27 protein-coding genes and 1 tRNA gene are annotated in these 26,304 nt (G+C 69.1%); 19 read left to right on the plus strand and 9 right to left on the minus strand.

The features are described 5' to 3' along the window. Positions 1-5: 5 nt before the first annotated feature. Complete coding sequence (locus AB0E69_RS27230; RefSeq protein ID WP_360151882.1) at positions 6-620, plus strand: TMEM175 family protein; 615 nt, start codon at positions 6-8, stop codon at positions 618-620. Here AB0E69_RS27230 and AB0E69_RS27235 read toward each other — a convergent pair. From AB0E69_RS27235 to AB0E69_RS27250, 4 genes are all read right to left on the minus strand, one after another. Further along, on the minus strand, positions 613-2,178 hold the full coding sequence (locus AB0E69_RS27235; protein WP_360151885.1) for a carboxylesterase family protein: 1,566 nt from the start codon (positions 2,176-2,178) through the stop codon (positions 613-615). The genes AB0E69_RS27230 and AB0E69_RS27235 overlap by 8 nt on opposite strands. A gap of 69 nt (positions 2,179-2,247) precedes the next feature. Further along, positions 2,248-3,003, minus strand: coding sequence for a precorrin-6A synthase (deacetylating) (gene cobF / locus AB0E69_RS27240; RefSeq protein WP_360151888.1), 756 nt, complete (start codon positions 3,001-3,003; stop codon positions 2,248-2,250). Positions 3,004-3,024: 21 nt separating this feature from the next. Then, entirely contained in the window at positions 3,025-4,521 is a 1,497-nt protein-coding gene (zwf, locus tag AB0E69_RS27245; RefSeq protein WP_360151891.1) for a glucose-6-phosphate dehydrogenase, read from the minus strand. A 71-nt stretch (positions 4,522-4,592) separates the two neighbouring features. After that, positions 4,593-4,970 (minus strand): VOC family protein, encoded by a 378-nt coding sequence (locus AB0E69_RS27250; RefSeq protein WP_360151894.1) that lies wholly within the window; start codon positions 4,968-4,970, stop codon positions 4,593-4,595. Positions 4,971-5,113: 143 nt separating this feature from the next. Between AB0E69_RS27250 and AB0E69_RS27255 the strand changes: the two genes are divergently transcribed. Genes AB0E69_RS27255 through AB0E69_RS27265 form a run of 3 tightly spaced genes read left to right on the plus strand, consistent with a single transcriptional unit; the run spans position 5,114 to position 7,032 of the window. Next, positions 5,114-5,431 carry a YciI family protein gene (locus tag AB0E69_RS27255; RefSeq protein ID WP_360151897.1) on the plus strand — a complete coding sequence of 106 codons (318 nt, stop codon included), beginning with the start codon at positions 5,114-5,116 and terminating at the stop codon, positions 5,429-5,431. Then, positions 5,428-6,615, plus strand: coding sequence for an RNA polymerase sigma factor (locus AB0E69_RS27260; RefSeq protein ID WP_360151900.1), 1,188 nt, complete (start codon positions 5,428-5,430; stop codon positions 6,613-6,615). The genes AB0E69_RS27255 and AB0E69_RS27260 overlap by 4 nt, the downstream gene beginning before the upstream one ends. A gap of 42 nt (positions 6,616-6,657) precedes the next feature. Beyond that, positions 6,658-7,032, plus strand: coding sequence for a VOC family protein (locus AB0E69_RS27265; RefSeq protein ID WP_360151903.1), 375 nt, complete (start codon positions 6,658-6,660; stop codon positions 7,030-7,032). Here AB0E69_RS27265 and AB0E69_RS27270 read toward each other — a convergent pair. Then, the gene (locus AB0E69_RS27270) at positions 7,029-8,549 is read right to left on the minus strand and encodes a serine hydrolase domain-containing protein (RefSeq protein WP_360151906.1); all 1,521 of its coding nucleotides are present in this window, start codon (positions 8,547-8,549) and stop codon (positions 7,029-7,031) included. The genes AB0E69_RS27265 and AB0E69_RS27270 overlap by 4 nt on opposite strands. A gap of 108 nt (positions 8,550-8,657) precedes the next feature. Here AB0E69_RS27270 and AB0E69_RS27275 point away from each other — a divergent pair, with 108 nt between their 5' ends. Then, a complete protein-coding gene (locus AB0E69_RS27275; protein WP_360151909.1) occupies positions 8,658-9,191 on the plus strand; it encodes a helix-turn-helix domain-containing protein in 534 nt (177 codons plus the stop codon). Positions 9,192-9,329: 138 nt separating this feature from the next. Here AB0E69_RS27275 and AB0E69_RS27280 read toward each other — a convergent pair whose 3' ends face one another. Genes AB0E69_RS27280 through AB0E69_RS27290 form a run of 3 tightly spaced genes read right to left on the minus strand, consistent with a single transcriptional unit; the run spans position 9,330 to position 12,498 of the window. Next, positions 9,330-10,571 carry a cyclopropane-fatty-acyl-phospholipid synthase family protein gene (locus AB0E69_RS27280; protein WP_360151912.1) on the minus strand — a complete coding sequence of 414 codons (1,242 nt, stop codon included), beginning with the start codon at positions 10,569-10,571 and terminating at the stop codon, positions 9,330-9,332. Next, complete coding sequence (locus AB0E69_RS27285; RefSeq protein ID WP_360151915.1) at positions 10,568-11,254, minus strand: DUF1365 domain-containing protein; 687 nt, start codon at positions 11,252-11,254, stop codon at positions 10,568-10,570. Before AB0E69_RS27285 ends, AB0E69_RS27280 begins: the two co-directional genes overlap by 4 nt. After that, positions 11,251-12,498, minus strand: a complete 1,248-nt coding sequence (locus AB0E69_RS27290) for an FAD-dependent oxidoreductase (RefSeq protein ID WP_360151918.1) — start codon at positions 12,496-12,498, stop codon at positions 11,251-11,253. Before AB0E69_RS27290 ends, AB0E69_RS27285 begins: the two co-directional genes overlap by 4 nt. 84 nt (positions 12,499-12,582) lie before the next feature. Here AB0E69_RS27290 and AB0E69_RS27295 point away from each other — a divergent pair, with 84 nt between their 5' ends. From AB0E69_RS27295 to AB0E69_RS27310, 4 genes are read left to right on the plus strand one after another with little or no spacing between them, the layout of a single operon-like run. Then, on the plus strand, positions 12,583-13,461 hold the full coding sequence (locus AB0E69_RS27295; RefSeq protein WP_360151921.1) for a cobalamin B12-binding domain-containing protein: 879 nt from the start codon (positions 12,583-12,585) through the stop codon (positions 13,459-13,461). Then, positions 13,458-13,670: an NAD-dependent epimerase/dehydratase family protein gene (locus AB0E69_RS27300; RefSeq protein ID WP_360151924.1), complete on the plus strand. Its 213-nt coding sequence runs from the start codon at positions 13,458-13,460 to the stop codon at positions 13,668-13,670. Before AB0E69_RS27295 ends, AB0E69_RS27300 begins: the two co-directional genes overlap by 4 nt. After that, positions 13,667-14,104 (plus strand): SRPBCC family protein, encoded by a 438-nt coding sequence (locus AB0E69_RS27305; protein WP_360151927.1) that lies wholly within the window; start codon positions 13,667-13,669, stop codon positions 14,102-14,104. The genes AB0E69_RS27300 and AB0E69_RS27305 overlap by 4 nt, the downstream gene beginning before the upstream one ends. Further along, a complete protein-coding gene (locus AB0E69_RS27310; RefSeq protein WP_360151930.1) occupies positions 14,101-15,012 on the plus strand; it encodes an SDR family NAD(P)-dependent oxidoreductase in 912 nt (303 codons plus the stop codon). The genes AB0E69_RS27305 and AB0E69_RS27310 overlap by 4 nt, the downstream gene beginning before the upstream one ends. 129 nt (positions 15,013-15,141) lie before the next feature. Here AB0E69_RS27310 and AB0E69_RS27315 read toward each other — a convergent pair. Next, positions 15,142-15,213 (minus strand) — tRNA-Arg (locus AB0E69_RS27315). A 67-nt stretch (positions 15,214-15,280) separates the two neighbouring features. Here AB0E69_RS27315 and AB0E69_RS27320 point away from each other — a divergent pair. From AB0E69_RS27320 to rpmE, 10 genes are all read left to right on the plus strand, one after another. After that, positions 15,281-16,114: a hypothetical protein gene (locus tag AB0E69_RS27320; protein ID WP_360151933.1), complete on the plus strand. Its 834-nt coding sequence runs from the start codon at positions 15,281-15,283 to the stop codon at positions 16,112-16,114. 127 nt (positions 16,115-16,241) lie between these two features. Next, positions 16,242-16,427 carry a PspC domain-containing protein gene (locus AB0E69_RS27325; RefSeq protein WP_360151936.1) on the plus strand — a complete coding sequence of 62 codons (186 nt, stop codon included), beginning with the start codon at positions 16,242-16,244 and terminating at the stop codon, positions 16,425-16,427. Positions 16,428-16,522: 95 nt separating this feature from the next. Beyond that, entirely contained in the window at positions 16,523-16,984 is a 462-nt protein-coding gene (locus AB0E69_RS27330; protein ID WP_360151939.1) for a hypothetical protein, read from the plus strand. Between the two features lie 64 nt (positions 16,985-17,048). Next, positions 17,049-18,707 carry an arginine--tRNA ligase gene (argS, locus tag AB0E69_RS27335; protein WP_360151942.1) on the plus strand — a complete coding sequence of 553 codons (1,659 nt, stop codon included), beginning with the start codon at positions 17,049-17,051 and terminating at the stop codon, positions 18,705-18,707. Further along, on the plus strand, positions 18,704-20,110 hold the full coding sequence (lysA, locus tag AB0E69_RS27340) for a diaminopimelate decarboxylase (protein WP_360151945.1): 1,407 nt from the start codon (positions 18,704-18,706) through the stop codon (positions 20,108-20,110). Before argS ends, lysA begins: the two co-directional genes overlap by 4 nt. Further along, positions 20,107-21,402: a homoserine dehydrogenase gene (locus tag AB0E69_RS27345; RefSeq protein WP_360151948.1), complete on the plus strand. Its 1,296-nt coding sequence runs from the start codon at positions 20,107-20,109 to the stop codon at positions 21,400-21,402. The genes lysA and AB0E69_RS27345 overlap by 4 nt, the downstream gene beginning before the upstream one ends. Positions 21,403-21,406: 4 nt before the next feature. Further along, complete coding sequence (gene thrC / locus AB0E69_RS27350; RefSeq protein ID WP_360151951.1) at positions 21,407-22,471, plus strand: threonine synthase; 1,065 nt, start codon at positions 21,407-21,409, stop codon at positions 22,469-22,471. Beyond that, on the plus strand, positions 22,471-23,430 hold the full coding sequence (thrB, locus tag AB0E69_RS27355; protein ID WP_360151954.1) for a homoserine kinase: 960 nt from the start codon (positions 22,471-22,473) through the stop codon (positions 23,428-23,430). The genes thrC and thrB overlap by 1 nt, the downstream gene beginning before the upstream one ends. 326 nt (positions 23,431-23,756) lie before the next feature. Continuing rightward, entirely contained in the window at positions 23,757-25,907 is a 2,151-nt protein-coding gene (gene rho, locus AB0E69_RS27360) for a transcription termination factor Rho (protein WP_360151957.1), read from the plus strand. Between the two features lie 111 nt (positions 25,908-26,018). Continuing rightward, on the plus strand, positions 26,019-26,225 hold the full coding sequence (gene rpmE, locus AB0E69_RS27365; protein ID WP_145813862.1) for a 50S ribosomal protein L31: 207 nt from the start codon (positions 26,019-26,021) through the stop codon (positions 26,223-26,225). The last annotated feature ends 79 nt before the right edge of the window (positions 26,226-26,304 follow it).

Consider the following 26,304-nt stretch of genomic DNA (forward strand, 5'->3'; position numbering starts at 1 on the left):
CCGCCGTGAGTAGTACGACGAGAGACCCCGACCGGCTGGTCCTGTTCACGGACGCGGTCGTCGCGATCGCGGTGACGCTGCTGATCCTGCCCCTGGTCGAGCTGGTCCCCGAAGCGCAAGGGGAGCTCACCGCGCCGGAGGTGATCACCCAGCACAAGCCCGAGATCTTCTCGTTCCTGCTGAGCTTCGTGGTGATCTCCAGCTTCTGGTTCGGCCACCACCGGCTGTTCGAGCACGTCCGGGCCTACACGCCGACGATCCTGCGCCTGAACAGCCTGTGGCTGCTGGCGGTTGTGGTGCTGCCGTTCCCGACCGAGATCGTCGGTGCCTACGACGCCGGCCGGTTCACGGCCGGCCTGTACACCGGCACGATCCTGGTCCTCAGCATCTGCCAGACCGCTCTCACCTGGCTGGTCAAGGGCCACCCCACGCTCGAGAACCCGGAGAACCCGGTCAGCAAGGCAGAGTTCCGCAGTGACTGCCTGCTGACCGGGTTGACCCTTGTTGCGTTCGTGCTGGCGGCGTTCGTGCCCGGAGTGCACTTCTACGCGTTGCTCCTGCTCCTCCTGGCGCCGCTCGTCGGCAGAGTGTCCCGCCGGCGCAGGAAACGAGTCAGCTGAGACCGTTCCAGAACGCGCACTGGTGCTCGGTGCTCAGTGCGACCGGGTGGATGCCGGTCTGGTCGGTCGGCGCGAGTGACAGCCCAGTGGTCGTCCGCACTCCGGTGGGGGACCAGTGCGGACGACCTGCTCCATTCGGGTCGCCGGTGCGGGCGAAGGACGTCCAGTAGTCGATCATCTGATTCGACAAGACCTGCTGCGTCTCCGACATCGGGAAGTCGTACCCACCCGGACGGAACAGATACGGCAGCTCCGTCGCGTGCCCCGCACCCACCCCAGGTCCGGCCAGCGGCGAGTGCTTGTCGGCAAACTCGTACGTGTACGTCGGCACCCGACCAGCCGCGTCCTGGTCGGTTGCTACCTGGTTGCACGACCAGATCCGGTCGGTGGTCACCGCACTCCACGCCGCTGCCGCCGACTCGTACCGGCTCTGCGGGTAGTGCCGCAGTACCTTGGCAGCCTGCTTGGGACCGACCATGTCGGTCACGAGCTTCGGGTAGTCGGTGATGTCACCGAACGCGGCCAGCCAGGTGTCACCCTCGTCGTGGTTGTTGCCCGACACGATCGGCACCCGGTGGAACAGGCCGGCGTGCATAGCCTTCGCCGGGTCGAGCGGTACTGCGGCGCTCCCGCCGTACCCGATCTGCGTGAACCGCATCGTGTCCGCGAGCAGTGCTTCGGAGCTCGCCTGCCGAGCGCAGTCCAGCAGCGGCTGACCCGTCTTGCAGCCCAGCTTGGCCTTGTTGGTCGACACCCAGTCCTTGCCGTTGTCCTGGACCCTGCTGACCGGGACCCAGGGGGAGTCTGCGGTCTGCGTCGGGTACTGGCTGTTGTCGAGCCAGTCGAAGGCACAGGAGCCGCTCTGCATGATCGCCTTGCTGAAGAGCCCGGTAGAGGTCGGCGAGGTGAGCTGGGCGCACACGCTCATCCCACCGGCCGACTCACCCGCGACCGTCACGTTGTGCGGGTCGCCACCGAAGGCCCGCGCGTTGCGCTGGACCCAGCGAAGCGCGGCCTGCTGGTCCTGCAGCCCGAAGGTGCCGGACCCCGGCAGGCCCGGGTACCCGAAGAACCCGTAGATCCCGAGCCGGTAGTTCACCGTCACTACCACCACGTCGCCACGCGCGGCGAACTTGGACGCCTCGTAGCTGTTACCGGCGCCCTGGAAGAACCCGCCGCCCGGGATCCACACCACCACGGCCCGCGGCTTCGCCGACCGCGCGGCCGGCGTCGTCACGTTGACGTACAGGCAGTCCTCGTCCGAAGCGCCCTTCGGTACTTCGGAGTTCGCCTCCTGCGGACACGGGTTGCCCAACGCTGACGCGCGTACTCCGCTCCACGGCTGCACCGGCTGCGGCGCCTTCCACCGCAGCTTCCCGACCGGCGGAGCGGCGTACGGAATGCCGTCGTACACCAGTGCATCGCCGACGGTCTTGCTCGCCACCCGGCCGGCATCGGTCCGCACTACGGAGGGCTGTGCGGCTTCGCTGGGGCTGCTCACCGCACCCACCAGCACCCCGGCAGAGGCCAGGGCCATCACCAACAGTGTCTTCTTCATGCCGTGAGCGTCGCGGCAAGCAGGCGCCCCCGGCTTCGGTCGGACGGCCAAGCCACCTACACCTTTGGTCTAACTCCGCCGCAGCAGGTAGGTGTCCATGATCCAGCCCTTGCGCTCCCGGGCCTCGGCCCGAACGCGCTCGATCTCGTCCGCCACCTCGGCCAGCGGACCGGCGATCAGCAGCTCGTCCGGCGTGCCCAGGTATGCACCCCAGTAGATGTAGGCGTCCTGGTCGAGGTGCGCGGTGAACGACGTGTGCGCGTCGAGCATCACCACCACGTCGTCGACGTCGGCCGGCCACTCCTTGGCCAGGCGGCGACCGGTGGTGATCTGGATCGGACGCCCGACCTGGTTGAGCGGCACGCGGTGCCGTGCCGCGAGCGTGGACACGCTGCTGATGCCCGGGATCACCTCGACGTCGAAGGCCAGCGAGCCGCGCGCGAGGATGTCGTCCAGGACCGCCAGCGTGCTGTCGTACAGCGAAGGATCGCCCCACACCAGGAACGCCCCGACCTCGTCCTCGCCCAGCTCCGCGGCGATCAGACCGGCGATCACGTCCGCCCGGCGGCGCCGCCAGTCGTCGACGGCTTCGACGTACGCCGTGGTCGAGCGGTCCCGCTCCGGGTCCTGGCCGACGACGACCCGGTACGCCTTCTCCGTCGCGTGCCGCTGCAGGATCTCGGTGCGCAGGTCGACCAGCTCCTGCTTGACCTCGCCCTTGTCCAGGACGAAGAACACGTCGACCCGGTTCAGCGCCTTTACCGCCTGCACCGTGACCTGGTCCGGATCACCCGCACCGATGCCGACCACCAAGATCTCCCGCATGCGGCGCAGCTTATGTCAGAGCTACTTCTTGGCCTCGCGCCACTCGCGTTCGAACGGCAGCCGCCAGGCGCGCGGGGCGATCAGCTGGTGGATCGCGTTCGGGCCCCAAGTGCCGGGCTGGTACGGCTTGACCGGCGGCGGGTCGTCGAGCAGCGGTGCCGAGCGGTCCCAGAGCGACTCGATGCCCTCGGCCGTGGTGAACAGCGTGTGGTCGCCGCGCATCGCGTCCAGGATCAGCCGCTCGTACGCTTCGAGCACGTCGCCCGCGCTCTGCGTCTCCTGGGTGGAGAACTGCATCGAGATCTTCTCCAGCCGCATCCCGGGCCCCGGCCGCTTGCCGTAGAACGACAGCGACACCCGGGACGAGTCGGCCAGGTCGAAGGTCAGGTGGTCCGGGCCTTCGGAGCCGACCCCGGAACCGGCCGGGAACATCGTCTTCGGCGCCTCCTTGAAGGCGATCGAGATGATCCGCTGGCCCTCGGCCATCTTCTTGCCGGTGCGCAGGTAGAACGGCACGCCGGCCCAGCGCCAGTTGTCGATCTCGACCTTGAGCGCGATGAACGTCTCGGTCTCGGAGTCCGGCGCGACCCCCTCCTCGGCGCGGTACCCGGCGTACTGCCCGCGGACCACGTCGGCCGGGTTGATCGGCAGCATCGACCGGAAGACCTTGTTCTTCTCCTCCGAGATCGCCCGCGGCTCCAGGGCCGTCGGCGGCTCCATCGCGACGAACGACATCACCTGCATCAGGTGCGTGACGACCATGTCCTTGAACGCGCCGGTCGGCTCGTAGAAGGTGGCGCGCTGGTCCAGCCCGAGCGACTCCGGGATGTCGATCTGGATGTTGTCGATGAAGTTCCGGTTCCAGATCGGCTCGAACAGCCCGTTCGCGAACCGGAACGCGAGGATGTTCAGCGCCGCTTCCTTGCCGAGGAAGTGGTCGATCCGGAAGACCTGCGACTCGTCGAAGGTCTCGTGCACGAAGTCGTTCAGCTTGATCGCGCTGGCCAGGTTGTCGCCGAACGGCTTCTCCATCACCACGCGGGCCCGGTCGACCAGGTCCGCGTCGCGCAGCATCGCGATCACCGACTGCGCGGCCTTCGGCGGGACCGACAGGTAGTGCAGCCGGCGGACGTCCGGGCCGAGCGCCTCCTCGGCGGCCTTGACCGCGGTCGCCAGCGCCTCGGGGCCCTGCGTGACCGGTACGTAGTCGAGGCTGTGCGCGAACTGCCCCCACTGCTCCTCGCTGAGCTTGTGCATGCCGAACGTCTCCACCGCCTCGCGGACGCGGGCGCGGAACTCGTCGGTGCTGAGCTCCTCGGTGGCCGTCCCGATGATCCGGACGTCCGGCGTGAACCGGGACTGCTGCAGGTACGCCAGCCCGGGCAGCAGCTTGCGCTTGGCCAGGTCACCGGTCGCACCGAACAGCACGATCACGTGCGGTGCGAGCGGTTCCAGGTCGCGCCGCGAGGGCCTCGACCCGGGGGCCGGGTAGGCAATGGTCTGGATACGGTCAGGCATTCAGTCCTCCTGAGGACGCCACCGGAGCCAACACATCATGCAGTCTAGGAGGCTCCGGTGACGTCCGGGCGTCAGGCTGATTGCCAGAGGCCGAGAATGTTGCCCTCCGGGTCTTTGAAGTACGCCGCGAAGCCCATGTCGCCGACCGGTACCTTCTCGCCGACCCGCTCGCCGCCGTGGCTCTCGATGGTCTTCCAGGCGGCGTCGATGTCCGGTACGTCGATGGTCAGCATCGGCCCGGTCAGCTCGCCACTGCGCTGGAACATGCCGCCGTTGATGAAGCCTGGCTCGGACGGCATGGACTGCTCGTCCACGGGTCCGGTCGACGCCATCGTGTAGTTCAGCTCGGGCATCTCCATCACGTTCCACCCGAACGCGTCGCGGTAGAACGCCCGCGCTCGCTCACCGTCGTCGTACGGCACCTCGAAGTGCACGATCCGCCCGGTCATTGCGATCCCCTCCCATTGGTGCGCCACTTACCGACGACGCTAGACCTGGGCATGCCGCAGCAGCCAGGGTTGGAACTGTCTGTTTCCGGCTGCACCGTTCGTCGGTGGGGTGAGTCGGTGGGCCGACAGAGAGGATGTGGCTGGTGAAGTACTTGCTGATGATCTGCGGCGACGAGTCGCACGCGAACGACGGCTGCGGTGGCTGGACGGAGGAGATGGAGGAGCGCGGGGTAGTGCTCGGCGGCCAGGGCCTGCGGCCGGCGAGCGAGGCCACGACGGTCCGGGTGCGCGACAACGAGCTGCTGCTCACCGACGGGCCGTTCGCGGAGACGAAGGAGCAGATGGGCGGTTTCGTGCTGATTGAGTGCGCCGACCTGGACGAGGCGATCGAGATCGCCGCCAAGCACCCTGCGGCCGGCTACGGGACCATCGAGATCCGTCCGGTGCTGCAGGTGCCGTGACGTTCGACGAGATCTACCGGCAGGAGTGGGGCCAGGTGGTCGCCACTCTGATCCGGCTGACCGGCGACTGGGAGCTGGCGGAGGAGAGCGCACAGGAGGCGTTCGCCGCGGCGCTGCAGCGCTGGCCGCAGGACGGCGTACCGGACCGGCCCGGTGCCTGGCTGACCACCACTGCACGGAACCGGGCGATCGACTGGCTGCGCCGGGAGGCGGTCGGCGCGCAGAAGCTCCAGGAGGTGGCAGCCGTGTCTCATGAGTCCCCGCCGGCGTATGACGTAGAGGACGACCGGCTGCGGTTGATGTTCACCTGTTGCCATCCCGCATTGGCCATGGAGGCGCGGGTGGCGCTGACGCTGCGGACGTTGGCCGGACTAAGTACTGCGGAGATCGCACGCGCGTTCCTGGTACCGGAGACGACCATGTCGAAGCGGCTGACCCGGGCGAAGCAGAAGATCCAGCACGCGGGCATCCCGTACCGCGTCCCGCCCGCGCACCTGCTGCCCGAGCGGACACCCGCAGTACTGGCCGTGCTCTACCTCCTCTTCAACGAGGGGTACTCCGATGTTGCCCGGAGCAACCTGAGCGGCGAGGCGATCCGCCTGGCCCGACTGCTCGTCCAGCTCATGCCGGACGAACCAGAGCCCGCCGGACTGCTCGCGCTGATGCTCCTGCATGACGCCCGCCGCGACACCCGTCTGACCCCCGACGGTGTCCTCGTCACGCTGGAGGACCAGGACCGCACCCGCTGGGACTGCCAGCAGATCGCCGAGGGCGACGAGCTCCTGCAGGCTGCTCTCCGCCGCGGCGCCCCCGGCCCATATCAGGTGCAGGCCGCCATCGCCGCCTGCCACGCCACAGCACGGACTGCGGCCGACACCGACTGGCCCCAGATCGCTGCGCTCTACGCCCAGCTCCCGCAGACTCCCGTAGTAGCGCTCAACCGAGCCGTAGCGCTGGGGATGTCCGATGGCCCGGCCGTGGGCCTCCGCCTCCTCGACCATCTCTCCGAAGGCCCACTAGCCGGCTACCACCTCCTGGCCGCCACCCGAGCCGACTTCCTCCGCCGACTGAACCGGCCCGCCGAAGCAGCAGCCTCCTACCGCGAGGCCCTGGCCCAGGCCACCACGGACGCCGAACGCCGCTACCTCGAGAGAAGACTCCACGAAGTGTCTGTCCGCCCCTGACCCGTTCGTTGGTGGGGTATGAGCAACCCATTCATTCTCTGCTTGCCCATCGAAGACCGGCGACGGTCGTACGACTTCTACCAGGAGGCCCTCGGGCTTCGGCCTGTTGGTGACGAGCTCGAGGCGGACGGACTGCCCGAGCCGCTGCAGTTTGCCCTTGCTGACGGCATCAACCTGATGCTGATCCCCACCGGCGGGTTTGGTTGGGTGCTGGGGGAGCAGCCCGCTGCCGCGCAGGGGCAGAGTGAGTGCATCCTGAGCCTGCGCGTCGACAGCGTGGAGGCTGTCGACGCGCAGGCTGCCAGGGCGGCCGCCGCCGGGGCCAAGGAGGTCACGGCACCGACCCAGCAGCCCTGGGCTTACCTGGCTACCTTCACCGACCCCGACGGGCACCTGTGGATGGTCAGCGCAGACTAAAGCACCCGGTGACGCAGGTTGGCGGCGCGTAGGCCCGGCTTGGTGGTGCCGAGCGGGTGGTGGCGGAACAGGCGGCCGCCGTACCGGAGCCAGTTGACCTGTCCGGTGGCGCCGCGGACGAAGCTGGCGCGGACGTGGCTGTTGGTCCCGTCGGGCTCTAGCGCGAGCACGTAGTCCCTGCGGTAGAAGGGGAAGCGGAACGCGACCTGTCCCTGCACGCTCGCTACCAGCTCGCCGTTCTGCGCAGCGACGTCGAGGCCCAAGCTCTCCGGCTTGCCGTCAAAGCCGATCTGCTGCGCGATGTAGGTGCCCTCGTACTCCGCCAGCTTTCGCGCCGGCAGCGGACGCGGTACGGCGGGCAGGTTGTGCAGCCCGGCGAACTCCTTCAACGCCCAGTCGTCGGCGAACAGCTCCGCGACCAACAGCGGACCGCTCTCCGAGTTGGTGAGCAACGTGATCGCGAAGTCCCGCTTCGGCACGAACAGGAACCCGGAGTGCTGCCCGCTCCAGTCACCACCGTGCTGCACGACCTTCGGACCCTCTAGCGTCGGCCGGAGCATCCAGGTGATCCCCACACCGTCCAGCTCGACGAACAGCGTGCCACCGGGACCAGGGTGAGCCTGCATGGACAGCCGCCCACGGTCGCTCAGCACCTGCGGGAAGCCACGGTGCCCCAGGTGGTACCGCGCGTATCGGAGCTGGTCGCGGGCACTGGAGATCAGCCCACCGACCGAGTTCAGCCCACGCGGCACCCGGTCGAACGACGGCTCGACCACGGGCTTGCCATCGACGATGTTGTGCGACGCCGCGACACTGAAGCCGCCCAGCTCGCTCCGGAAGAACCTGCTGTGGTCCAGCCCGAGCGGATCGACCACGAGCTCGCGGGTAGCCACCTCGTACGGCTTGCCCGTCACCACCTCGATGATCCGCCCAGCGACGCCCAGTGCGGCGTTGTTGTACGAGAACACCTGCCCGAGCGGCGTGAGCTGTGGGATGGCCGTCATGCCGGCGACGTACCGCGCCAGCGCATCGTCGCCGTCGCCGGTGTCCAGGAAGTAGTCGCCCTGCCAACCGGCCGAGTGCTTGAGCAGCTGGCGGACCGTGACCCGGTCGGAGACCGACTTGTCGGCCGTCCGGAAGTCCGGCAGATACGCGCGGGCCGGCCGGTCCAGGTCGATCCGGCCGTGCTCGACCAGCCGCATCAGCGCGGTACCGGTGAAGGTCTTGCTGGTGGAGCCGATCCGGAACACGGTGTCCGCGGACACCGTCTCACCGGTGTCGACGCTGGTGACGCCGAACCCACGGACGTACTCACGGCCGCGGTACCAGACGCCGAGCCCGACGCCGGGGACGGCGTACTTCGCCATCGCGGCCTGGATCTTTTCGGCCAGCCGGCCGATCGAGGCCGGTTCGCGGACCGTGGTGGCCGGCGCGGGGAGAGTGGACAGGGAGGGTGCGGCGGCCAGCGGTACGGCGGCGGCAGCGGATTTCAGCAGGGTACGGCGGGAAAACGACACGACACCTTCTCCTCGGGGCGTTGGGAGGTCAACTGCTTCCACCTGAGATATTATTACCAACTATGGGATCAATGGGACCCTGAAATAACCCTGAGGGGAGTGCTGCGGATGGCGCAGTCGTCGACACCGGTCGCGGATGTCCTGCTGCACCCGGTCCGCTGGCGGATCACGCAGCGGCTGCTCGGCCGCGAGCTGACCACCACCGAGCTGAAGCGCGACCTGCCGGACGTCCCGACCACGACGCTCTACCGGCACGTCGCCGTCCTGATCGACGCGGGCTACGTCACCGTCGTCCGCGAGCGGAAGGTCCGCGGGACGACCGAGCGCACGCTGTCGCTGGACCAGACGACCGCCGGGCGCATCGACGAGCAGGAAGCCCGCGCGATGACGCCGGAGCAGCACCGGCAGGCGTTCCTGATGCTGTTCAGCCGGCTGACGGCTGATTTCGAGCGGTTCGTGACGGGGGAGGGGTTCTACGACCGGATCGACCAGCTCGGCTACAGCCAGCTGGCCCTGTACCTCGACGCCGGCGACATGCAGGCTTTCCGCGAGGCGATGAACGCGCTGATCACGCCGTACCTGACGGAGGCTCCGGGCAAGGACCGCATCGTCTTGTCCGTGGTCTCGCTACCGGACAGCTGACACGTCCGTCGGCCGGGCTCGGGGCGCAGACCGGGTGGGTCCTGTTCGCCTTCGGGGCCATCACGGTCTACTCGGGTTCCATCGCGCTGGGCGGACTGGTTGGTGGCCTGCTGATCGCGGCCCTCGGTACCGCGTCGATCACGTGGGCGTCGCTGATCCTGCTGGCCGTAGCCGCGGTTGCTGTGCTCGGTGGGCGGCGGCACGCGTTCCCAAGCGGCGAGTGAGGTGCAGCTGGCCGACGTCGAGGTAGCCGGCGGCGAAGCCGGCCTCGCTGTAGGCCAGGTAGAACTCCCAAGCCCGCCGGAACGTCTCGTCGAAGCCCTGTCGGCGGATCACCGGCCAGTTGGCGTCGAACTGGCGTCGCCACCGGCGCAGCGTCTCGGCGTAGTCCTGGCCGAAGCGGTGGTCCGCGTCGACGACCAGCGAGGTGTACTCCGCCAGCGTCTCGTCGATCGCGGTCCGGGACGGGATGATGCCGCCGGGGAAGATGTACTTCTGGATCCAGCTGTAGGAGTTGCGGGTCGCCAGCATCCGTTCGTGGTCCATCAGGATCGCTTGCAGTGCCACCGATCCGCCCGGCGCGAGGTGGGCCTCGAGCGTGGCGAAGTACGTCGGCCAGTACTCCGCGCCGACCGCCTCGATCATCTCCACGCTGACGATCGCGTCGTACGTGCCGGTGATGGACCGGTAGTCCTGCAGCCGCAGGTCGACCAGGTCGGTCAGCCCGGCGTCGGCGACGCGTTCGTGGGCCAGGGCGATCTGCTCGGCCGACAAGCTGATGCTGGTGACCTGCGCTCCACGCCGCGCAGCAGCGATGGCCAGCGTGCCCCAGCCGGAACCGATCTCCAGCAGCCGGATGCCTGGACGTACGCGCGCCAGGTCGAGGATGCGCTCGACCTTCCGGGTCTGGGCCGTCTCCAGGTCCTCGCTGTCGCTCTCGAAGAGGGCAGAGCTGTACGTCATGCCAGGGTCGAGGAAGGCGGCGAACAGGGCGTTGCTGAGGTCGTAGTGCGCGCTGATGTTGTCGCGGGCGCCCTGCGGCGTGTTGCGCTGTCGGTACGGAACCCGTTGGTCTACCACGCGACGGAAGCGGACCAGCCAGCGCGGTACGAGCTGCGCGACCTGGGCCGCGAAGGGCGTGAGGAGCTCGCCCAGGTCCGTGTCGTCGCCGGTGGTCCAGTCGCCGGCCATGTAGGCCTCGCCGAGGCCGATCTTGGGGTTGCGGGCGAGCCGTTCGAACATGGCGTCCGGGCGCACGATCCGCAGTACCGGTGCGTCCGGTGTACCACCGCCGCGGACCGTGCCGTCCGGGTAGACCGCGCGAACCGGCAGCTGGTCAAGCATCCGGTCGACGATCAACCGGGCGATACGTGCTCTCATCGGATTCCTTCGTGGATCGGGCGCTTGGCCACCGGGAGCCGGCGGGCCCAGAGCCAGATCCCGTGCATCCGGATCAGCGCCGACACCCGCTGTGGCATCAGTGGCATCCGCAGCCTGGTGGCCAGGACCGCCCAGCGCGTGGCTGGTCGCGGTACCCCCTCGAAACTGGCTCCGAACCTCGCCCGGCCGTCCCGGTGCAGCGTCACCTGGACGCGGACCCGGTCCGGCGCGAGCTCGAAGCGCAGGTGGTACTCGCCGGACACGTCGTTGAACGGCGAGACGTAGAACTCCTTGACGGTCTCGGCGGAGCCGCCGGCGTCCGGCGCGAGCAGGTACGCGTGCCGCTCGCCGTACGTGTTGTGTACCTCCGCAACGACGTACGGCGAGCCGACGCACCAGAACACCGTCAGCGGGTCGAACACGTGGCCCAGCACGCGGGCGTTGGCCAGCATCACGACCTGTCCGTCCCAGTGGATCCCCTGCGTGGCCAGGTAGCGGAGGAGGTCAGCCTTGATGGTCGGACCGTTCCCGCTGAGGTGGTCACGAGGGTCGAAACCCCGCGGCAGGTCGTCAAGGTCGACCAACCACTGGTAGACGCGGTACTGGAAAGCATTCCGGATCGGAATCGCCCTGCCGTGCCGCACCGATCCCGTGACGATGGCCGGAAGGGTCGGGAGGGTCACCAAGACACTCCGAACGATGCAGCGGCCGCGACTCCCGCCCGGCAGCCGTCCTCATGGAAGCCCCAGCCGTGGTACGCGCCGGCGAACGCGGTCCGCTCGCTGTTGAGTGCGGGCAGCCTGCGCTGCGCGGCGACCGACGCTCCCGTGTAGAGCGGGTGGCGGTAGTCCATCCGTGCAATCACCTTGTCCGGGTCGATCGCATCGGCGCCGTTCAGCGTGACTAAGTAGTTCTCTTCGGTCTCCAGGCCCTGCAGCCGGTTCATCCAGTACGTCGTCAGCGGGTGGCCGGTCCGGACCCGGTAGTTCCACGCAGCGCGCGCGTGCTTCGTTGTCGGGAGCAACGAGACGTCGGTGTGCAGGACGGTCGGGTTGCGGCTGTACTCGAACCTCGACAGCACCGACTTCTCGTCCGGGGTCGCATCCGCGAGCAGCTCGAGCGCCTGGTCGGCGTGGGTCGCGAGCACCATCCGGTCAAAGGTCGATATGTTGCCATCAGCAACGGTTATGTCGACGCCGTCGGGGTGTCGCTGGATCGTCTGCACCGGGAGCCCCGCGTGGATCGGGCCGAGCCGGTCGGCGACCGCGTCGACGTACTTCCGGGAGCCGCCGGTCACGGTCAACCACTGCGGCGAGCCGCCGATCGCCAGCAGTCCGTGGTGGTCGAGGAACCGGAACAGGTAGCGGGCGGGGTACGCCAGCGCCGAATCGCCTCCGCACGACCACACGCAGGACACGAGCGGTACGGCGTACAGCCGGGTGAAGCTCGGGCTGAAGCGCTCGGCCGTGAGGAAGTCGCCGAGCGACGTGAGGTCCTCGTCGTCCGTGCCGGCGACATACCCGGCCGCGCGGCGGTGGAACCGGCGTACCTCGGCCAGCAGGGTCAGGAAGCCGGCGTCGACCAGGCGACGGCGCTGCGCGAAGATGCCGAGCGCTCCGCGGCCGCCGGCGAACTCCAGGCCGCTGGCCGGGTCGCTGATGCTCATGCTCATCTCGGTCGGCTTGGTCCGGACGCCGAGCTCGGTGAACAGCCGGCGCAGCAGGGGATAGGTGCGCTCGTTGTGGACGATGAAGCCGGTGTCGATCGCGAGCGGCCGGCCATCGGGGTCGGTGAGGTCGTGGGTGTGTGCGTGGCCGCCGAGCCGTGGTTCGGCCTCGTACAGGGTCACGTCGTACCGGCGGTGGAGTAGGTAGGCGGCCGTCAGCCCGGATACTCCGGCACCGATCACGGCCACGGACTCAGTCATCGACGCAGCCTCCTAGTTGTCTAAGTTTCGTCTAGAGATTAGGCATGTTGTCTAAGGTATGTCTATAGTTTGTATAGTGTGCTCATGAACACTTCGGTGCCGGGCGGTCTGCGGATCGGCGCGTTGAGCAAGCGCGCCGGTGTCAGCGAGCACGTCCTGCGTGCCTGGGAGACCCGGTACGGCCTGCTGTCACCGGCGCGCTCGTCCGGCGGCTTCCGGCTGTACTCCGACGACGACCTGCGCCGGGTGCGCCGGATGCAGGCGCACCTGGCGGACGGGCTGTCCGCGGCCGAGGCGGCACGAGCGGTGCTGGCCGAGCCCGCCGTACCGGTGGTGGATCCGGTGAGCCGTCAGCTGGCGCAGGCCAGCGGACTGGACAACCTGCGTACTGCGCTGGACGAGCTGGACGAGCGGGCGGCGCATGTCGTCCTGGACCAGCTCTTCGGTGCCCTGACGATCGAGGCGGTGATTCGCGATGTGCTCCTCCCGTACCTGCACGAGCTGGGCGACCGCTGGAGCCGTGGTGAGGTCTCGGTGGCCCAGGAGCACTTCGCCAGCAACGTCATCCGCTCCCGGCTCGCCGCTCTGGCCCCAGGCTGGGGAGGAGGGCGCGGCCCGCGCGCACTGCTCGCCTGTCCGCCCGGTGAGCTGCACGACATCGCCCTGCTGTCGTTCGGTCTGGTACTGCGGCGCTCCGGCTGGCGGGTCGTCTTCCTGGGGGCTGACTCACCCATGAACGACATCGAACGCACTGCCGCCGCACTCGCTCCGGAGCTGATCATGCTGTCCGCATCCCACCCCGCCCGCTTCGACACCATCCGCACCGAGCTGGTCCGGCTGGCCAGTCGCCGGGTCCTCGCGCTGGCCGGCCCGGGCGCTTCGCCCGAGCTGGCGACTGCTGTGGGCGCGGAGTACATCAACGACGACCCGGTGAGCGCTGCCGAGCGGTTGGTGGACCGATGACCCGAGCCCTCGTCACTGGCGCGACCGGCTACACCGGCGGCCGCCTAGTACCGGAGCTGCTGTCCGCCGGCTACGACGTACGCGTGCCGGCCCGGCGCCTGCACGGCGAGCTCTGCTGGGCCGCCGTCGGCCCGTTTCACGACGTCGTCTTCGGTGGCATGCGACGCAACATCACCCACGCCGCCGAGCAACCGGAGGCCATCCGATGATCACGATCGAACGCGAAGTGACCGTAGCCGCCACGCCTGACCGGGTCTTCGACTACCTGGCCGACTTCGAAACCACCATGGAGTGGGACCCCGGCACGATCACCACCACCCGCCTGACCGGCGACGGCGGTGTGGGTACGACGTACCGCAACCTGTCCCGCTTCGCCGGCCGCGAAACCGAGCTCCGCTACACCGTCGAGCAGCACGACCGCCCGCACCGCATCGTCCTCCGCGGCGAGAACCGCACGGTGCTGGCCCGCGACACCATGACTTTCACCGCCCACGCGCACCTCACCCACGTCACCTACCGCGCCGAGTTCACCTTCAAAGGCCTGGCCCGCCTGGCCGAACCCTTCCTCCGCAAACCCTTCGACAAACTGGGCAACGACGCCGAAGAAGGCCTACGCAACGCCCTGGGCGGCCTGGTCTCATGACCACCCTCGATACGGTCCTGGACCGCCTGATCCTCCCCGGCTACACCACCCTCGGCTACCGCCTACGAAGCAGGCACTGGCCGGCAAACGACCCCGCACCAAACTCCCTGCACGGCAAACGCGCCCTGGTAACCGGCGCCGCCTCAGGCCTGGGCAAAGCAACCGCCGCCGGCCTGGGGAGGCTCGGGGCGGTCGTGCATCTGTTGGTGCGGGATGCTGCGCGAGCCGAACCAGCCGTGAGCGAGCTACGCAAAGCGCAACCCGACGCCGAGTTCATCGTCGACGAGTGCGACGTCTCAGACCTGGACGCGATCCGCCTCTACGCCCAACAAGCCACCACCCCAGACATCCTGATCCACAACGCAGGCGTCCTCCCCGCCAAACGCAAGGAATCTCCCCAAGGCCACGAACTGACCCTCGCCACCCACGTACTAGGCCCACTCCTACTGACCGAACTCCTCAAGCCCACAGCCCGAGTGATCTTCATAGCCTCAGGCGGCATGTACACCCAACCCCTCCCCGAAGACCCGGAGTACACAGACCGCCCTTACCGAGGCGCCACCGCCTACGCCCGCACCAAACGAATCCAGGTCGAACTGACCCCCCTGATGGCAACCCACTTCGCCCCCACAACGATCGCCACGATGCACCCAGGCTGGTCCGATACCCCTGGACTGACCAGCTCCCTGCCCGGGTTCGCCAAGCTGACCAGGCCCCTGCTCAGGTCGGTCGAGGAGGGCGCGGATACAGCGGTTTGGCTGGCCGCGACAGAGCCGGCACCACCAACCGGAAGGTTCTGGCACGACAGACGAATCCGCCCCACGCACTATCTCCCGACCACGCACACGGACCCGGCGCGCCTGCGGGCGATGTGGACGTACTGCCAGTCCGCCTCACGCATCACCTGACGGGCGACACCACCCGGGGGGTCCGGGGGGCGAAGCCCCTCCGGCCGGGGTGTGGGGGCTTGGCCCCCACAAACACAGCGACCGATCCCAGGTGCGCGCTCCGCGCACAAGGATCGGCCAGATCGGTCGCGCCCCCGGCAGGATTCGAACCTGCGCACCCGCCTCCGGAGGGCGGTGCTCTATCCCCTGAGCTACGGGGGCTCAGGAACGAGCAGAACAGTAGCAGGAAGTTCATCCAAAACCCGAATTGAGGTGCTACAACGCGGGCATGCGCAAACTGGGGATTTCTCTTGCTCTCGTGCTAGCCGCCCTCCTTCTACCCACCCAGGCCCACGCCGTCACCGGCTGGCGTGTCGTCGGGTCCGACAACGCTCGCCCGCTGGACGAAAGTCAGGGGCTCGCCACGGTCACGCGTGGCGCTACAACGCAGTACCGCTACACCGGGGTCGGTACGATCCCGTCCGACCTGCTGGTCCGTGGCTGGAACCATGTCGGTGACCCGGGTGCCGCCAAGGGCTGGTACGTCGAGCCGTACCAGCGAGACGACCGCGGCGGGAAGCTGTACCGCGTCCAGTCGCCTGCCGGCACCTACGCCAACTACGTGCACGCCCTCGAGCCGTGGGAGGCGCTGAACAACAGCTTCGCCGCCGTCTCCCCGGACGCCCAGTGGATGGTGACGGGGGAGTGGGGGACCATGGACCGCCTGCTCGTCCTCCCCATGCCGGGGGTAGCCGCCACCGACCCGACCAAGAACCTCCCGTATGCCGCTGCGGTCCGCCTGGACCACCAGGTCCGCGACGTACAGGGCTGTGACTTCGTCACCGCGACCCAGCTGCTCTGCTCGTCCGACGACCCGGCCGGGACCCTGTTCGGTACGACGAAGCCGCTGCTGCAGGTGGACCTGTCCGGCCCGGTCGGCTCCACCGACGTCACCGGTCACGTGACCTCGCTGGGACAGCTCCCGCTGAAGAGCGGCTGCTCCGGTGAGTTCGAGGTCGAGGGCATCGACTACTACGAGCCGGACGCCACGCTGCGGGTCGTGGTGATGTCGCCGAGCATCTGCGTCGGCATCGACAGCAAGACCTACCGCTTCCAGCGCTGAAGCTGCTACCAAAGGGTTACGGGGACACCCTGACCCGACCCTGGAACCCGGTGTGGGAGGGAGCAGAACCGGTCCGGCCGCCGTCATAGTGGACGTAAGCCCAACGGTGGAAAGGAAAAACGCAATCATGGCAAGCACTCTGGTTCGCCCGTCAAACGATCGCTGGATCGGCGGTGTGTGCTCCGGACTGGCTCGCCGGTTCGGAATCTCCGCCAACACGATGCGCCTGATCTTCGTGGTCAGCTGCCTCCTGCCCGGCCCACAGTTCCTGATCTACATCGTGCTCTGGATCCTGATGCCGTCCGAGCGCTGACAACCCCCGGCCGCAGTCGACCCTCCCACCACATGGCAATCTGGCTCCCTGTGAGAGCAGGTTGGTGGTGCGGGGCGGCTGCGGCCCTTCTCTTGGTGAGTAGTGCCTGCTCGGGGCCGGCCGCGCCCGCCGCGGCGGACCTGCGGACCGGGGCGCCGCCCTGGGACGCTCCGCGGGATGCGGTGTCCTACATCGACAAGGCCGGGTTCGAGCGGCTCCCGCTCGACTTCTCCGGCCCCTCGCCGTACACGGTGCACCTCGCTGTCACCGTGGACGGCAAGCCGGTGCAGGTCGCGGCCGGGATCGGCGTCGACAAGCTGCGCGCCGAGCAGGCCGCCGTCCACACGCACACGACCGACGGGGTGGTCTGGGTGGAGGCCAAGAAGGCCGACGAGCACCCCACGCTGGCCCAGTTCTTCACCCTCTGGGGCGTGAAGTACGACGCGAAGTGCCTCGGGGACGCGTGCAAGGACCTGAAGATCACGGTCGACGGCAAGCCGGCCGCCTGGGACACCCCGCTGGTCCGCAACAGCCACATCACGGTGAGTGCCGGGTAGGTCGCCGTACCGGGCTGTGGATAGCGAGTCAAGGGTTAGCGCCCGAGCCCATTAGGCTGAGGCGGTGACTCCGGAACAGCTCGCTGAGAAGATCCTGCAGGCCCTGGCCGCGCTCGCCGACGACGGCTCGATCACCGTCGAGGGCGGGCTGCCGCGCGAGCTGAAGGTCGAGCGACCCAAGAACCCCGAGCACGGGGACTACGCGACCAACGTCGCCATGCAGCTCGGCAAGCGGGCCGGCCTCAACCCGCGCCAGTTCGCCGAGCTGCTCGCCGCCAAGCTCCGCGACGACGAGGCGATCACCGCCGTCGACATCGCCGGCCCCGGCTTCATCAACCTCCGGGTGGCGGCCGATGCCCAGGGCAAGGTCGCGCAGTCGATCCTGGACGCCGGCCCGGCGTACGGGACCAGCGACAGCCTCCAGGGCCGGGCGATCAACCTCGAGTTCATCTCGGCCAACCCGACCGGTCCGCTGCACCTCGGCCACACCCGCTGGGCGGCCGTCGGCGACGCGCTGGCCCGCGTGCTGACCGCGGCCGGGGCGAGCGTGTCGCGCGAGTTCTACATCAACGACCGCGGCAACCAGATGGACAAGTTCGGCGAGAGCCTGCGGGCCGCCGCGCACGGGCACCAGATCCCCGAGGACGGCTACCACGGCGAGTACATCATCGACCTCGCCCAGCGGATCGTCGCCGAGGTCCCCGACATCCTGAGCCTGCCGGAGGACGAGCAGCTGGTCGCGTTCCGCGAGGCGGGGTACGAGCGCCAGCTCAAGGAGCAGCAGGACCAGCTCGAGCACTTCCGGACCAAGTTCGACGTCTGGTTCTCCGAGCGCAGCCTGCACGAGCAGGACGGCGTCAACCACGCGATCGCCAAGCTCCGCGAGCAGGGCCACCTCTACGAGGCCGACGACGCGCTGTGGATGCGGACCACGGACTTCACCGACGACAAGGACCGGGTGCTGATCCGGTCGAACGGTGAGCCGACGTACTTCGCCTCCGACGCGGCGTACTACGTGAACAAGCGCGAGCGCGGTTTCGAGACCTGTATCTACCTGCTCGGCGCCGACCACCACGGGTACGTGAACCGGCTGAAGGCGATCGCGGCCTGCGCCGGTGACGACCCGGAGCACAACATCCAGATCCTGATCGGCCAGCTGGTCAAGATCCTCAAGGGCGGCGAGGAGATGCGGCTGTCCAAGCGGGCCGGCACCATCGTCACGCTGGCCGAGCTGGTCGAGGAGGGCGGCGTCGACGCCCTCCGCTACACCCTCTGCCGGTACCCGGCCGACTCTCCGCTGACCCTGGACATCGAGGAGATGACCCGTCAGGCCAGCGAGAACCCGGTGTACTACGTCCAGTACGCGCACGCCCGGCTCGCCTCGATCCTGCGGAACGCGGACGAGCTCGGCATCAAGCTGGACGAGTTCGACCCCGGCCTGCTCAGCCACGAGCGCGAGGGCGACCTGCTCCGTGCGCTGGCCGACTTCCCGCGCGTCGTCGCGACCGCCGCCGAGCTGCGCGAACCGCACCGGATCGCGCGCTACCTCGAGGACACCGCGAGCGCGTTCCACAAGTTCTACGACAGCTGCCGCGTGCTCCCGCGCGGCGACGAGGAGGTGGAGCCGGTGCACAAGGCTCGCCTGACCCTGGTCTCCGCGACCCGGACCGTGCTCGCCAACGGGCTCGACCTGCTCGGCGTCTCCGCACCGGAGCGGATGTGAGGGCGCACGAGGCGGGCGCGCTGCACGCCGACATCGGCCACCGGGCACCGCCCTGGCTGCGCGCGCCGCGGGACACCAACGACCTGGTCACCGCGCTCTGGTCGACCACGGCCAAGAAGACCGCCGAGGGCTCGCTGGTCGTCGGTGGCGTCGACGTCCGCGACCTGATCGCCGAGCACGGCAGCCCGGCCTTCGTCCTGGACGAGGACGACTTCCGGATGCGGGCCCGCGCGTTCAAGCACGCGTTCAAGGCCTTCGACGTCTACTACGCCGGCAAGGCCTTCCTCTGCACGACGGTCGTCCGCTGGATCATGGAAGAGGGCCTGAACCTCGACATCTGCAGTGGGGGAGAGCTGGCCGTCGCGCTCAGGGCCGGTGCCGACCCGAAGCGGCTGGGCTTCCACGGCAACAACAAGTCCGAGTCCGAGCTGGCCCGCGCGCTGGACGCCGGCGTCGGCCGGATCATCGTCGACTCGCAGTACGAGCTCACCCGGCTGATCGAGCTGGCCCGCGAGCGCGGTACGACGGCACCGGTGATGGTCCGGGTGACGGCCGGGGTCGAGGCGCACACCCACGAGTACATCGCGACCGCGCACGAGGACCAGAAGTTCGGCTTCTCGATCACCTCCGGCGCGGCCTTCGAAGCCGTTGCCCGGATCAACGAAGCGCCCGAGCTCGAGCTGCTCGGGCTGCACTCGCACATCGGCTCGCAGATCTTCGACTCGTCCGGGTTCGAGATCGCGGCGAAGCGCGTGATCGCCTTGCACGCAAGGGTTTCCGACGAGCTCGGCGTGGACATGCCCGAGCTCGACCTCGGCGGTGGGTTCGGCATTGCGTACACCACGCAGGACGACCCGTCCGACCCGGCGCAGCTGGCGACCGAGATGGGCAAGATCGTCGAGCACGAGTGCCGCGCGTTCGAGGTCGACGTACCGAAGGTCTCGATCGAGCCCGGGCGCGCGATCGTCGGCCCGGCGATGTGCACGGTCTACTCGGTCGGCACCGTCAAGGAGGTCGAGCTCGACGCCGGCGCCGCCCGGACGTACGTGTCCGTCGACGGCGGGATGAGCGACAACATCCGCGCCGCGCTGTACGACGCCGACTACTCCTGCACGATCGCCAACCGGTACTCCGACGCCGACCCGACGCTCGCCCGCGTCGTCGGCAAGCACTGCGAGGCCGGCGACATCGTGGTGAAGGACGAGTTCCTGCCCTCCGACGTGCGGCCCGGCGACCTGATCGCCGTCCCGGGTACCGGCGCCTACTGCCGGTCGATGGCGAGCAACTACAACCACGTGCCGCGGCCACCGGTGATCGCGGTCAAGGACGGCCGGACGCGCGTCCTGGTGCGCCGTGAGACCGAAGACGACCTGCTTCTCCTCGACATGGGGGCCCGCGAGTGAACGACGACAAACCTCTGAAGGTAGGCCTGCTCGGTTGCGGAGTGGTCGGCACCGAAGTGGTGCGGATCCTGACCGAGCAGGCGGACCACCTGGCGGCCCGCGTCGGCGCCCGGCTCGAGATCGCGGGCATCGCGGTCCGGCGCGCCGGCCGTGAGCGCGACATCGCCGTCGACCCGAGCCTGATCACCACTGACGCGCAGGCCTTGGTCTCCCGCGGTGACCTGGACCTGGTGATCGAGGTCATCGGCGGTCTCGAGCCCGCTCGCAGCCTGATCCTCAGCGCGCTCGAGCACGGTGCCTCGGTCGTCACCGCCAACAAGGCCCTGCTCGCCGAGGACGGCCCGACGCTGTTCGCGGCCGCGGAGAAGTACCAGCGCGACCTGTACTTCGAGGCCGCCGTCGCCGGCGCGATCCCGATCCTTCGGCCGCTGCGCGAGTCGCTCGCCGGCGACGACGTGATCCGGGTGATGGGCATCGTCAACGGCACCACGAACTACATCCTCGACAAGATGGACAGCACCGGCGCCGGCTTCGACGAAGCGCTCGAGGAGGCCCAGGCCCTCGGGTACGCCGAGGCCGACCCGACCGCCGACATCGAGGGCTTCGACGCGGCCGCGAAGGCCGCGCTGCTGGCCAGTCTCGCCTTCCACACCAGGGTTTCGATCGCCGACGTGCACCGCGAGGGCATCACCGAGGTGAGCGCGACCGACATCGCCTCGGCCCGCGAGATGGGCTGCGTGGTGAAGTCGCTGGCGATCTGCGAGCTGGACGAGGCGACCGACTCGGTGAGCGCCCGGGTCTACCCGGCGATGATCCCGGTCACGCACCCGTTGGCCAGTGTTCGGGACGCGTACAACGCCGTGTTCGTGGAAAGCAAGGCAGCCGGCCGGTTGATGTTCTATGGTCGTGGTGCCGGCGGCGCCCCGACGGCCAGTGCCGTCCTCGGGGATCTGGTGTCCGCCGCGCGCAACCGGCTCAAGGGCGTGCCGGGGGTCGGCGAGTCGTCGTACACCCAGCGGGCCGTCCGCCCGATGGGCGACGCGATGACCCGCTACCACGTGTCGCTGGACGTGGCCGACAAGGCCGGTGTGCTGGCGGCGGTGGCCCACGCCTTCTCGGAGCACGACGTGTCGATCCAGACCGTGCGCCAGGAGGGCCGGGGCAGCGACGCGCAGCTGGTGGTGGTCACCCACACCGCGACCGACGCCGCGTTGTCCGCGACCGTGGAGGCCCTGCGGGACATGGACATCGTTCGGGAAGTCAGCAGTGTGATGCGGGTAGAAGGCGAGTAGAGCTATGGCTCACCAGTGGCAGGGCGTGATCGAGGAGTATCGGGACCGGCTTCCCGTGTCGGCAGACACGCCGGTGGTCACGCTCGGCGAAGGCGGGACGCCGCTGGTGGCCGCGCAGTGGCTGAGCGAGCAGACCGGGTGCGAGGTCTGGCTGAAGGTCGAGGGCAACAACCCGACCGGCTCGTTCAAGGACCGCGGGATGACGGTGGCGATCTCGCTGGCGGCCCAGGCCGGTGACAAGGCCGTCGTCTGCGCGTCGACCGGCAACACCTCGGCGTCGGCCGCGGCGTACGCCGTCCGCGCCGGGATGGTGCCGCTGGTGCTGATCCCGGCCGGCCGGATCGCGAAGGGCAAGCTGGCCCAGGCCGTCGTGCACGGCGCGAAGCTGGTGCAGATCGACGGCGGGTTCGACGACTGCCTGCGGATCGTCCGGGAGCTCGGCAAGAACTACCCGGTCGCCCTGGTGAACTCGGTCAACCCGGTCCGGCTCGAGGGCCAGAAGACCGCGGCGTTCGAGGTCTGCGACGCGCTCGGCGACGCCCCGGACCTGCACCTGATGCCGGTCGGCAACGCGGGCAACATCTCGGCGTACTGGAAGGGGTACCTGGAGTACGCCAAGGACAAGCTCGCCTCGAAGACCCCGCAGCTGTGGGGCTTCCAGGCCGAAGGCGCGGCGCCGATCGTCCGCGGCGCGATCGTCGAGCAGCCGGACACCGCGGCGACCGCGATCCGGGTCGGGAATCCGGCGTCCTGGACACTGGCCGAGGCCGCGCGGGACGAGTCGGGCGGCCGGATCGAGATGGTCACCGACGATCAGATCCTGACCGCGCAGCGTGAGCTCGCGGCGCGCGAAGGCGTGTTCGTCGAGCCGGCGTCCGCGGCCGGCGTCGCCGGTCTGCTGCACGCGAAGGCGCAGGGCTGGCTGCCGGGTGGCTCGACGGTCGTCATCACTGTCACCGGTCACGGGCTGAAGGACATCGACACCGCGCTCGCCCACGTCACGATGGACGAGTCGCCGGTCACACCGGCCGACACCGACGCCGTGGCGCGCGTCGCAGGTCTCGCCTGATGGGTTCGCCGGACAAAGCAGACGCCGAGCGGCGGCCGTGTGACCAGGTGCGGGTGCGGGTCCCGGCGACCAGCGCCAACCTCGGTCCGGGCTTCGACGCGTTCGGGCTGGCACTGACGTTGTACGACGACCTGATCGTGACGCCGGGTGGTTCCGGGATCACGGTCACCGTGACCGGATCGGGCGAAGGCGAGCTGGCCCTGGACGAGTCGCACCTCGTGGTGCGCTCGATCCGGGCCGGCCTCGAGGCGCTCGGCGTCCCGGTGCCCGGATTCTCGCTGCGTTGCGAGAACCGGATCCCGCACGGGCGCGGGCTGGGGTCGTCGTCGGCCGCGATCGTCGGCGGGCTCGCGGCGGCGTACGGACTGGCCGGAGAGCCGGTGGATCGCGAGCGTCTCGTCGTCCTCGCGAACGAGCTCGAGGGGCACCCCGACAATGTCGCCGCGGCTGCCCTCGGCGGCTTCACGATCGCTTGGACGGAAGGCGAAACCGGCCGCGCGGTTCGTCTGGAGCCGGCGGCCGGACTGGCTGCGGTTGCCTATGTACCGGACAACCGCGTGCTGACCAAAGAGGCGCGCGGGTTGCTACCCAGCGTTGTTCCCCACACCGACGCCGCGGCCAACGCCGGCCGGTCCGCGTTGCTGGTCGCCGCGATGACCGGACGGCCCGAGTTGCTGCTCACCGCGACCGAGGACCGGCTGCACCAGGAGTACCGCGAACCGGCGATGCCGGAGAGCCTCGCGCTCGTGCACAAGCTGCGCGGCAGCGGGCTCGCGGCCATCGTCAGCGGCGCCGGACCGACCGTCGCCGTACTCGGCGAAACCCCTGCCCCTACGGGCAAAGCCGCTGGTCAGAGCCAGTTCTACCGCAGTACGCCGGAGCCGCCGGACGGCTGGACGAAGTACGAGCTGGGAATCGATCCAGTCGGCGTACAGGTCTGGTCCATGGAAGCGGGCTAGCGGCGGGAATGTATCCGCACTGACACGCGTTTTAGCCCCCGAGTCGGCAGATCGACCCGTAGTGGTGCTAGTCTCGACTCACCCGATCCCCTCCAGGTGATCGGTGAACTCTCGTCACGATCCGGGCTGTGCTCCCGGCACCCTGTGTTGTGTGGCGACCCTCCTGTGGATGTGACCTTGCGCCGCCTGCGTCGGAGAAGTCCGGGGGGACTCAGATCGAGCGAGAGCCTCTTGAACCCCCGCGTGCCGTTTTCGTCGGTCGTGGGTGATGAAACTGGTCGATGAGCCGTGCTGGACATCGACGATCCGTGTGGGAAGGACCTCACGTGACAGAAACTGTTGAAGCCTCCAGCGGGGACGCCGCGCCTACTACCGCGCGTCGCCGTAAGGCTGGAGGCGGCCTCGAGGGCATGCTGCTCCCCGAGCTCAAGCAGCTCGCCGGGACGCTCGGCATCAAGGGCACCGGCGCGCTGCGCAAGGGCCAGCTGATCGAGGCGATCAAGGCCGCTCAGACGGGATCTCCCGCGGGCGGCTCGACCGGTGGATCCCGGGCGAAGGCGAGTCAGCCGACGCTCGACGAGGCCACCGATGCGCCCGCGGCCAAGGCCGCCGAGGCGCCGGCGAAGCGCGAGGGCGGCAGCCGCCGGACCCGCGCTGCCGCCCAGAAGGAAGCACAGAGCGACTCCCCGCAGAACGGCGCCGCCGCGGCCACCGCGACCGCGCCGGTCGAGGCGCCGGCGGCCGCTCAGACCGGGACCGCCGCTCAGAACGGTGCCGCCCAGAACGGTACGGCTCAGAACGGTGCGGCGACCGCCGAGGTGGTGGTCGAGAGCCGCTCCGAGGAGCGGACCGACGAGCGCGAGGACCGCGACCCGAATGCGGGCCGCAACCGCGACGCCAACCGCGGCCGGGACAACCAGGGCCGCGACAGCCGCAACCGCGACGCCAACCGGGAGAACCGGGACGGCCGCGACAACACCAGGGACAACACCCGCGACGGCAACCGCGAGAACACCCGCGACCGCGACGACCAGAACCGGGACACCAACCGGGACGGGAACCGCGACCGCGACACCAACCGGGACAACCGGGGTGACCGCGACAGCCGTGGCGACCAGCGGAACCGGCAGCAGGACCAGAACGACCGCGGCGAGGAAGGCGACAGTCGTCGCCGCCGCCGCCGGGGCCGCGACCGCGACCGCAACCCGCGCGACAACCAGACCGGCGGCCGCGACGGTGGCCGCGACACCGGGCGGGACAACACCCGCAACCGCGGTCGTGGCGAGCGGTTCGACCCGGAGCCAACGATCAGCGAGGACGACATCCTCGTCCCCGCGGCCGGCATCCTCGACGTGCTCGACAACTACGCGTTCGTCCGGACCAGCGGCTACCTGCCCGGCCCGAACGACGTGTACGTCGCGCTCTCGATGGTGAAGCGCTACGGCCTGCGCAAGGGTGACGCGATCACCGGTGCGGTGAAGCAACCGCAAGAGGGTGAGCGCAAGGAGAAGTTCAACCCGCTGGTCCGGATCGACACCGTGAACGGTGCGGACCCGGAGGTCGCCAAGCAGCGGCAGGACTTCAACAAGCTGACCCCGCTGTACGCGACCGAGCGGCTCCGCCTGGAGACCGAGCCCGGCGTGCTCACCACCCGGATCGTCGACATCGTCAGCCCGATCGGCAAGGGCCAGCGCGGCCTGATCGTGTCGCCGCCGAAGGCCGGCAAGACGATGGTGCTGCAGGCGCTGGCGAACGCGATCACCACGAACAACCCCGAAGTGCACCTGATGGTCGTGCTGGTGGACGAGCGGCCCGAAGAGGTCACCGACATGCAGCGGACGGTCAAGGGCGAGGTCATCGCCTCGACGTTCGACCGGCCGGCCGACGACCACACCACGGTCGCGGAGCTGGCGATCGAGCGGGCCAAGCGGCTGGTCGAGCTCGGTCACGACGTGGTCGTGCTGCTCGACTCGATCACCCGGCTGGGCCGTGCGTACAACATCGCGGCGCCGGCCAGCGGGCGGATCCTGTCCGGCGGTGTCGACTCGTCGGCGCTGTACCCGCCGAAGCGGTTCTTCGGTGCGGCCCGGAACATCGAGGACGGCGGCTCGCTGACCATCCTCGCCACCGCGCTGATCGAGACCGGCTCGAAGATGGACGAGGTGATCTTCGAGGAGTTCAAGGGCACCGGCAACATGGAGCTCCGGCTGCGCCGCGAGTTCGCCGACCGGCGGATCTTCCCGGCCATCGACGTCGTCGCCTCCGGCACCCGCCGCGAGGAGCTGCTGATGTCGAAGGACGAGACCCAGGTGGTCTGGAAGCTGCGCCGGGTGCTGTCCGCCCTGGACGGCCAGGCGGCGCTGGAGCTGCTGATCGGCAAGCTCAAGGAGAGCAAGTCGAACATCGAGTTCCTGCTCCAGGTCAACAAGACCACGCCGTCGACCGGCACCACCCACAGCACCACCAACGGCGACTGATCGACCTCGATTACCAGTTTGCCGCCTTCGGGTGGCAAACTGGTCTGTCGGTTCCGGTTCACGTTCGCACCGTGTGGGCGACCCGGGGCACCTGATTCCTAGGAGACTGTTGTGAAGAGCGACATCCACCCGACGTACGTCGACACCACGGTGACCTGCACCTGTGGGGCCACGTTCCAGACCCGCTCCACCGCGGAGAACGGCGTGATCCACGCGGACGTGTGCTCGCAGTGCCACCCCTTCTACACCGGCAAGCAGAAGATCCTCGACACCGGTGGCCGGGTGGCCCGCTTCGAGAAGCGGTACGCCAAGAAGTAGCTTCCTTGCCGCGCGCCGGTTCTGCCCCAGGGGCGGAACCGGCGCGCGGTTTGTGTTGTCAGGGGTTCCCGAGAGGAGG

Source organism: Kribbella sp. NPDC026611 (assembly GCF_040638345.1).
Lineage (GTDB): Bacteria > Actinomycetota > Actinomycetes > Propionibacteriales > Kribbellaceae > Kribbella.

Bases quoted from the DNA above. Each gene is read 5' to 3' on its own strand.
- AB0E69_RS27305 (WP_360151927.1), top strand. From the start codon at position 13,667: ATGATCACGATCGAACGCGAAGTGACCGTAGCCGCCACGCCTGACCGG.
- thrB (WP_360151954.1), top strand. From the start codon at position 22,471: ATGGGTTCGCCGGACAAAGCAGACGCCGAGCGGCGGCCGTGTGACCAG.
- AB0E69_RS27280 (WP_360151912.1), bottom strand. From the start codon at position 10,571: ATGAGAGCACGTATCGCCCGGTTGATCGTCGACCGGATGCTTGACCAG.
- AB0E69_RS27320 (WP_360151933.1), top strand. From the start codon at position 15,281: ATGCGCAAACTGGGGATTTCTCTTGCTCTCGTGCTAGCCGCCCTCCTT.
- thrC (WP_360151951.1), top strand. From the start codon at position 21,407: ATGGCTCACCAGTGGCAGGGCGTGATCGAGGAGTATCGGGACCGGCTT.
- cobF (WP_360151888.1), bottom strand. From the start codon at position 3,003: ATGCGGGAGATCTTGGTGGTCGGCATCGGTGCGGGTGATCCGGACCAG.
- zwf (WP_360151891.1), bottom strand. From the start codon at position 4,521: ATGCCTGACCGTATCCAGACCATTGCCTACCCGGCCCCCGGGTCGAGG.
- AB0E69_RS27290 (WP_360151918.1), bottom strand. From the start codon at position 12,498: ATGACTGAGTCCGTGGCCGTGATCGGTGCCGGAGTATCCGGGCTGACG.
- AB0E69_RS27300 (WP_360151924.1), top strand. From the start codon at position 13,458: ATGACCCGAGCCCTCGTCACTGGCGCGACCGGCTACACCGGCGGCCGC.
- AB0E69_RS27325 (WP_360151936.1), top strand. From the start codon at position 16,242: ATGGCAAGCACTCTGGTTCGCCCGTCAAACGATCGCTGGATCGGCGGT.
- AB0E69_RS27250 (WP_360151894.1), bottom strand. From the start codon at position 4,970: ATGACCGGGCGGATCGTGCACTTCGAGGTGCCGTACGACGACGGTGAG.
- AB0E69_RS27235 (WP_360151885.1), bottom strand. From the start codon at position 2,178: ATGAAGAAGACACTGTTGGTGATGGCCCTGGCCTCTGCCGGGGTGCTG.
- AB0E69_RS27275 (WP_360151909.1), top strand. From the start codon at position 8,658: ATGGCGCAGTCGTCGACACCGGTCGCGGATGTCCTGCTGCACCCGGTC.
- AB0E69_RS27295 (WP_360151921.1), top strand. From the start codon at position 12,583: ATGAACACTTCGGTGCCGGGCGGTCTGCGGATCGGCGCGTTGAGCAAG.
- AB0E69_RS27310 (WP_360151930.1), top strand. From the start codon at position 14,101: ATGACCACCCTCGATACGGTCCTGGACCGCCTGATCCTCCCCGGCTAC.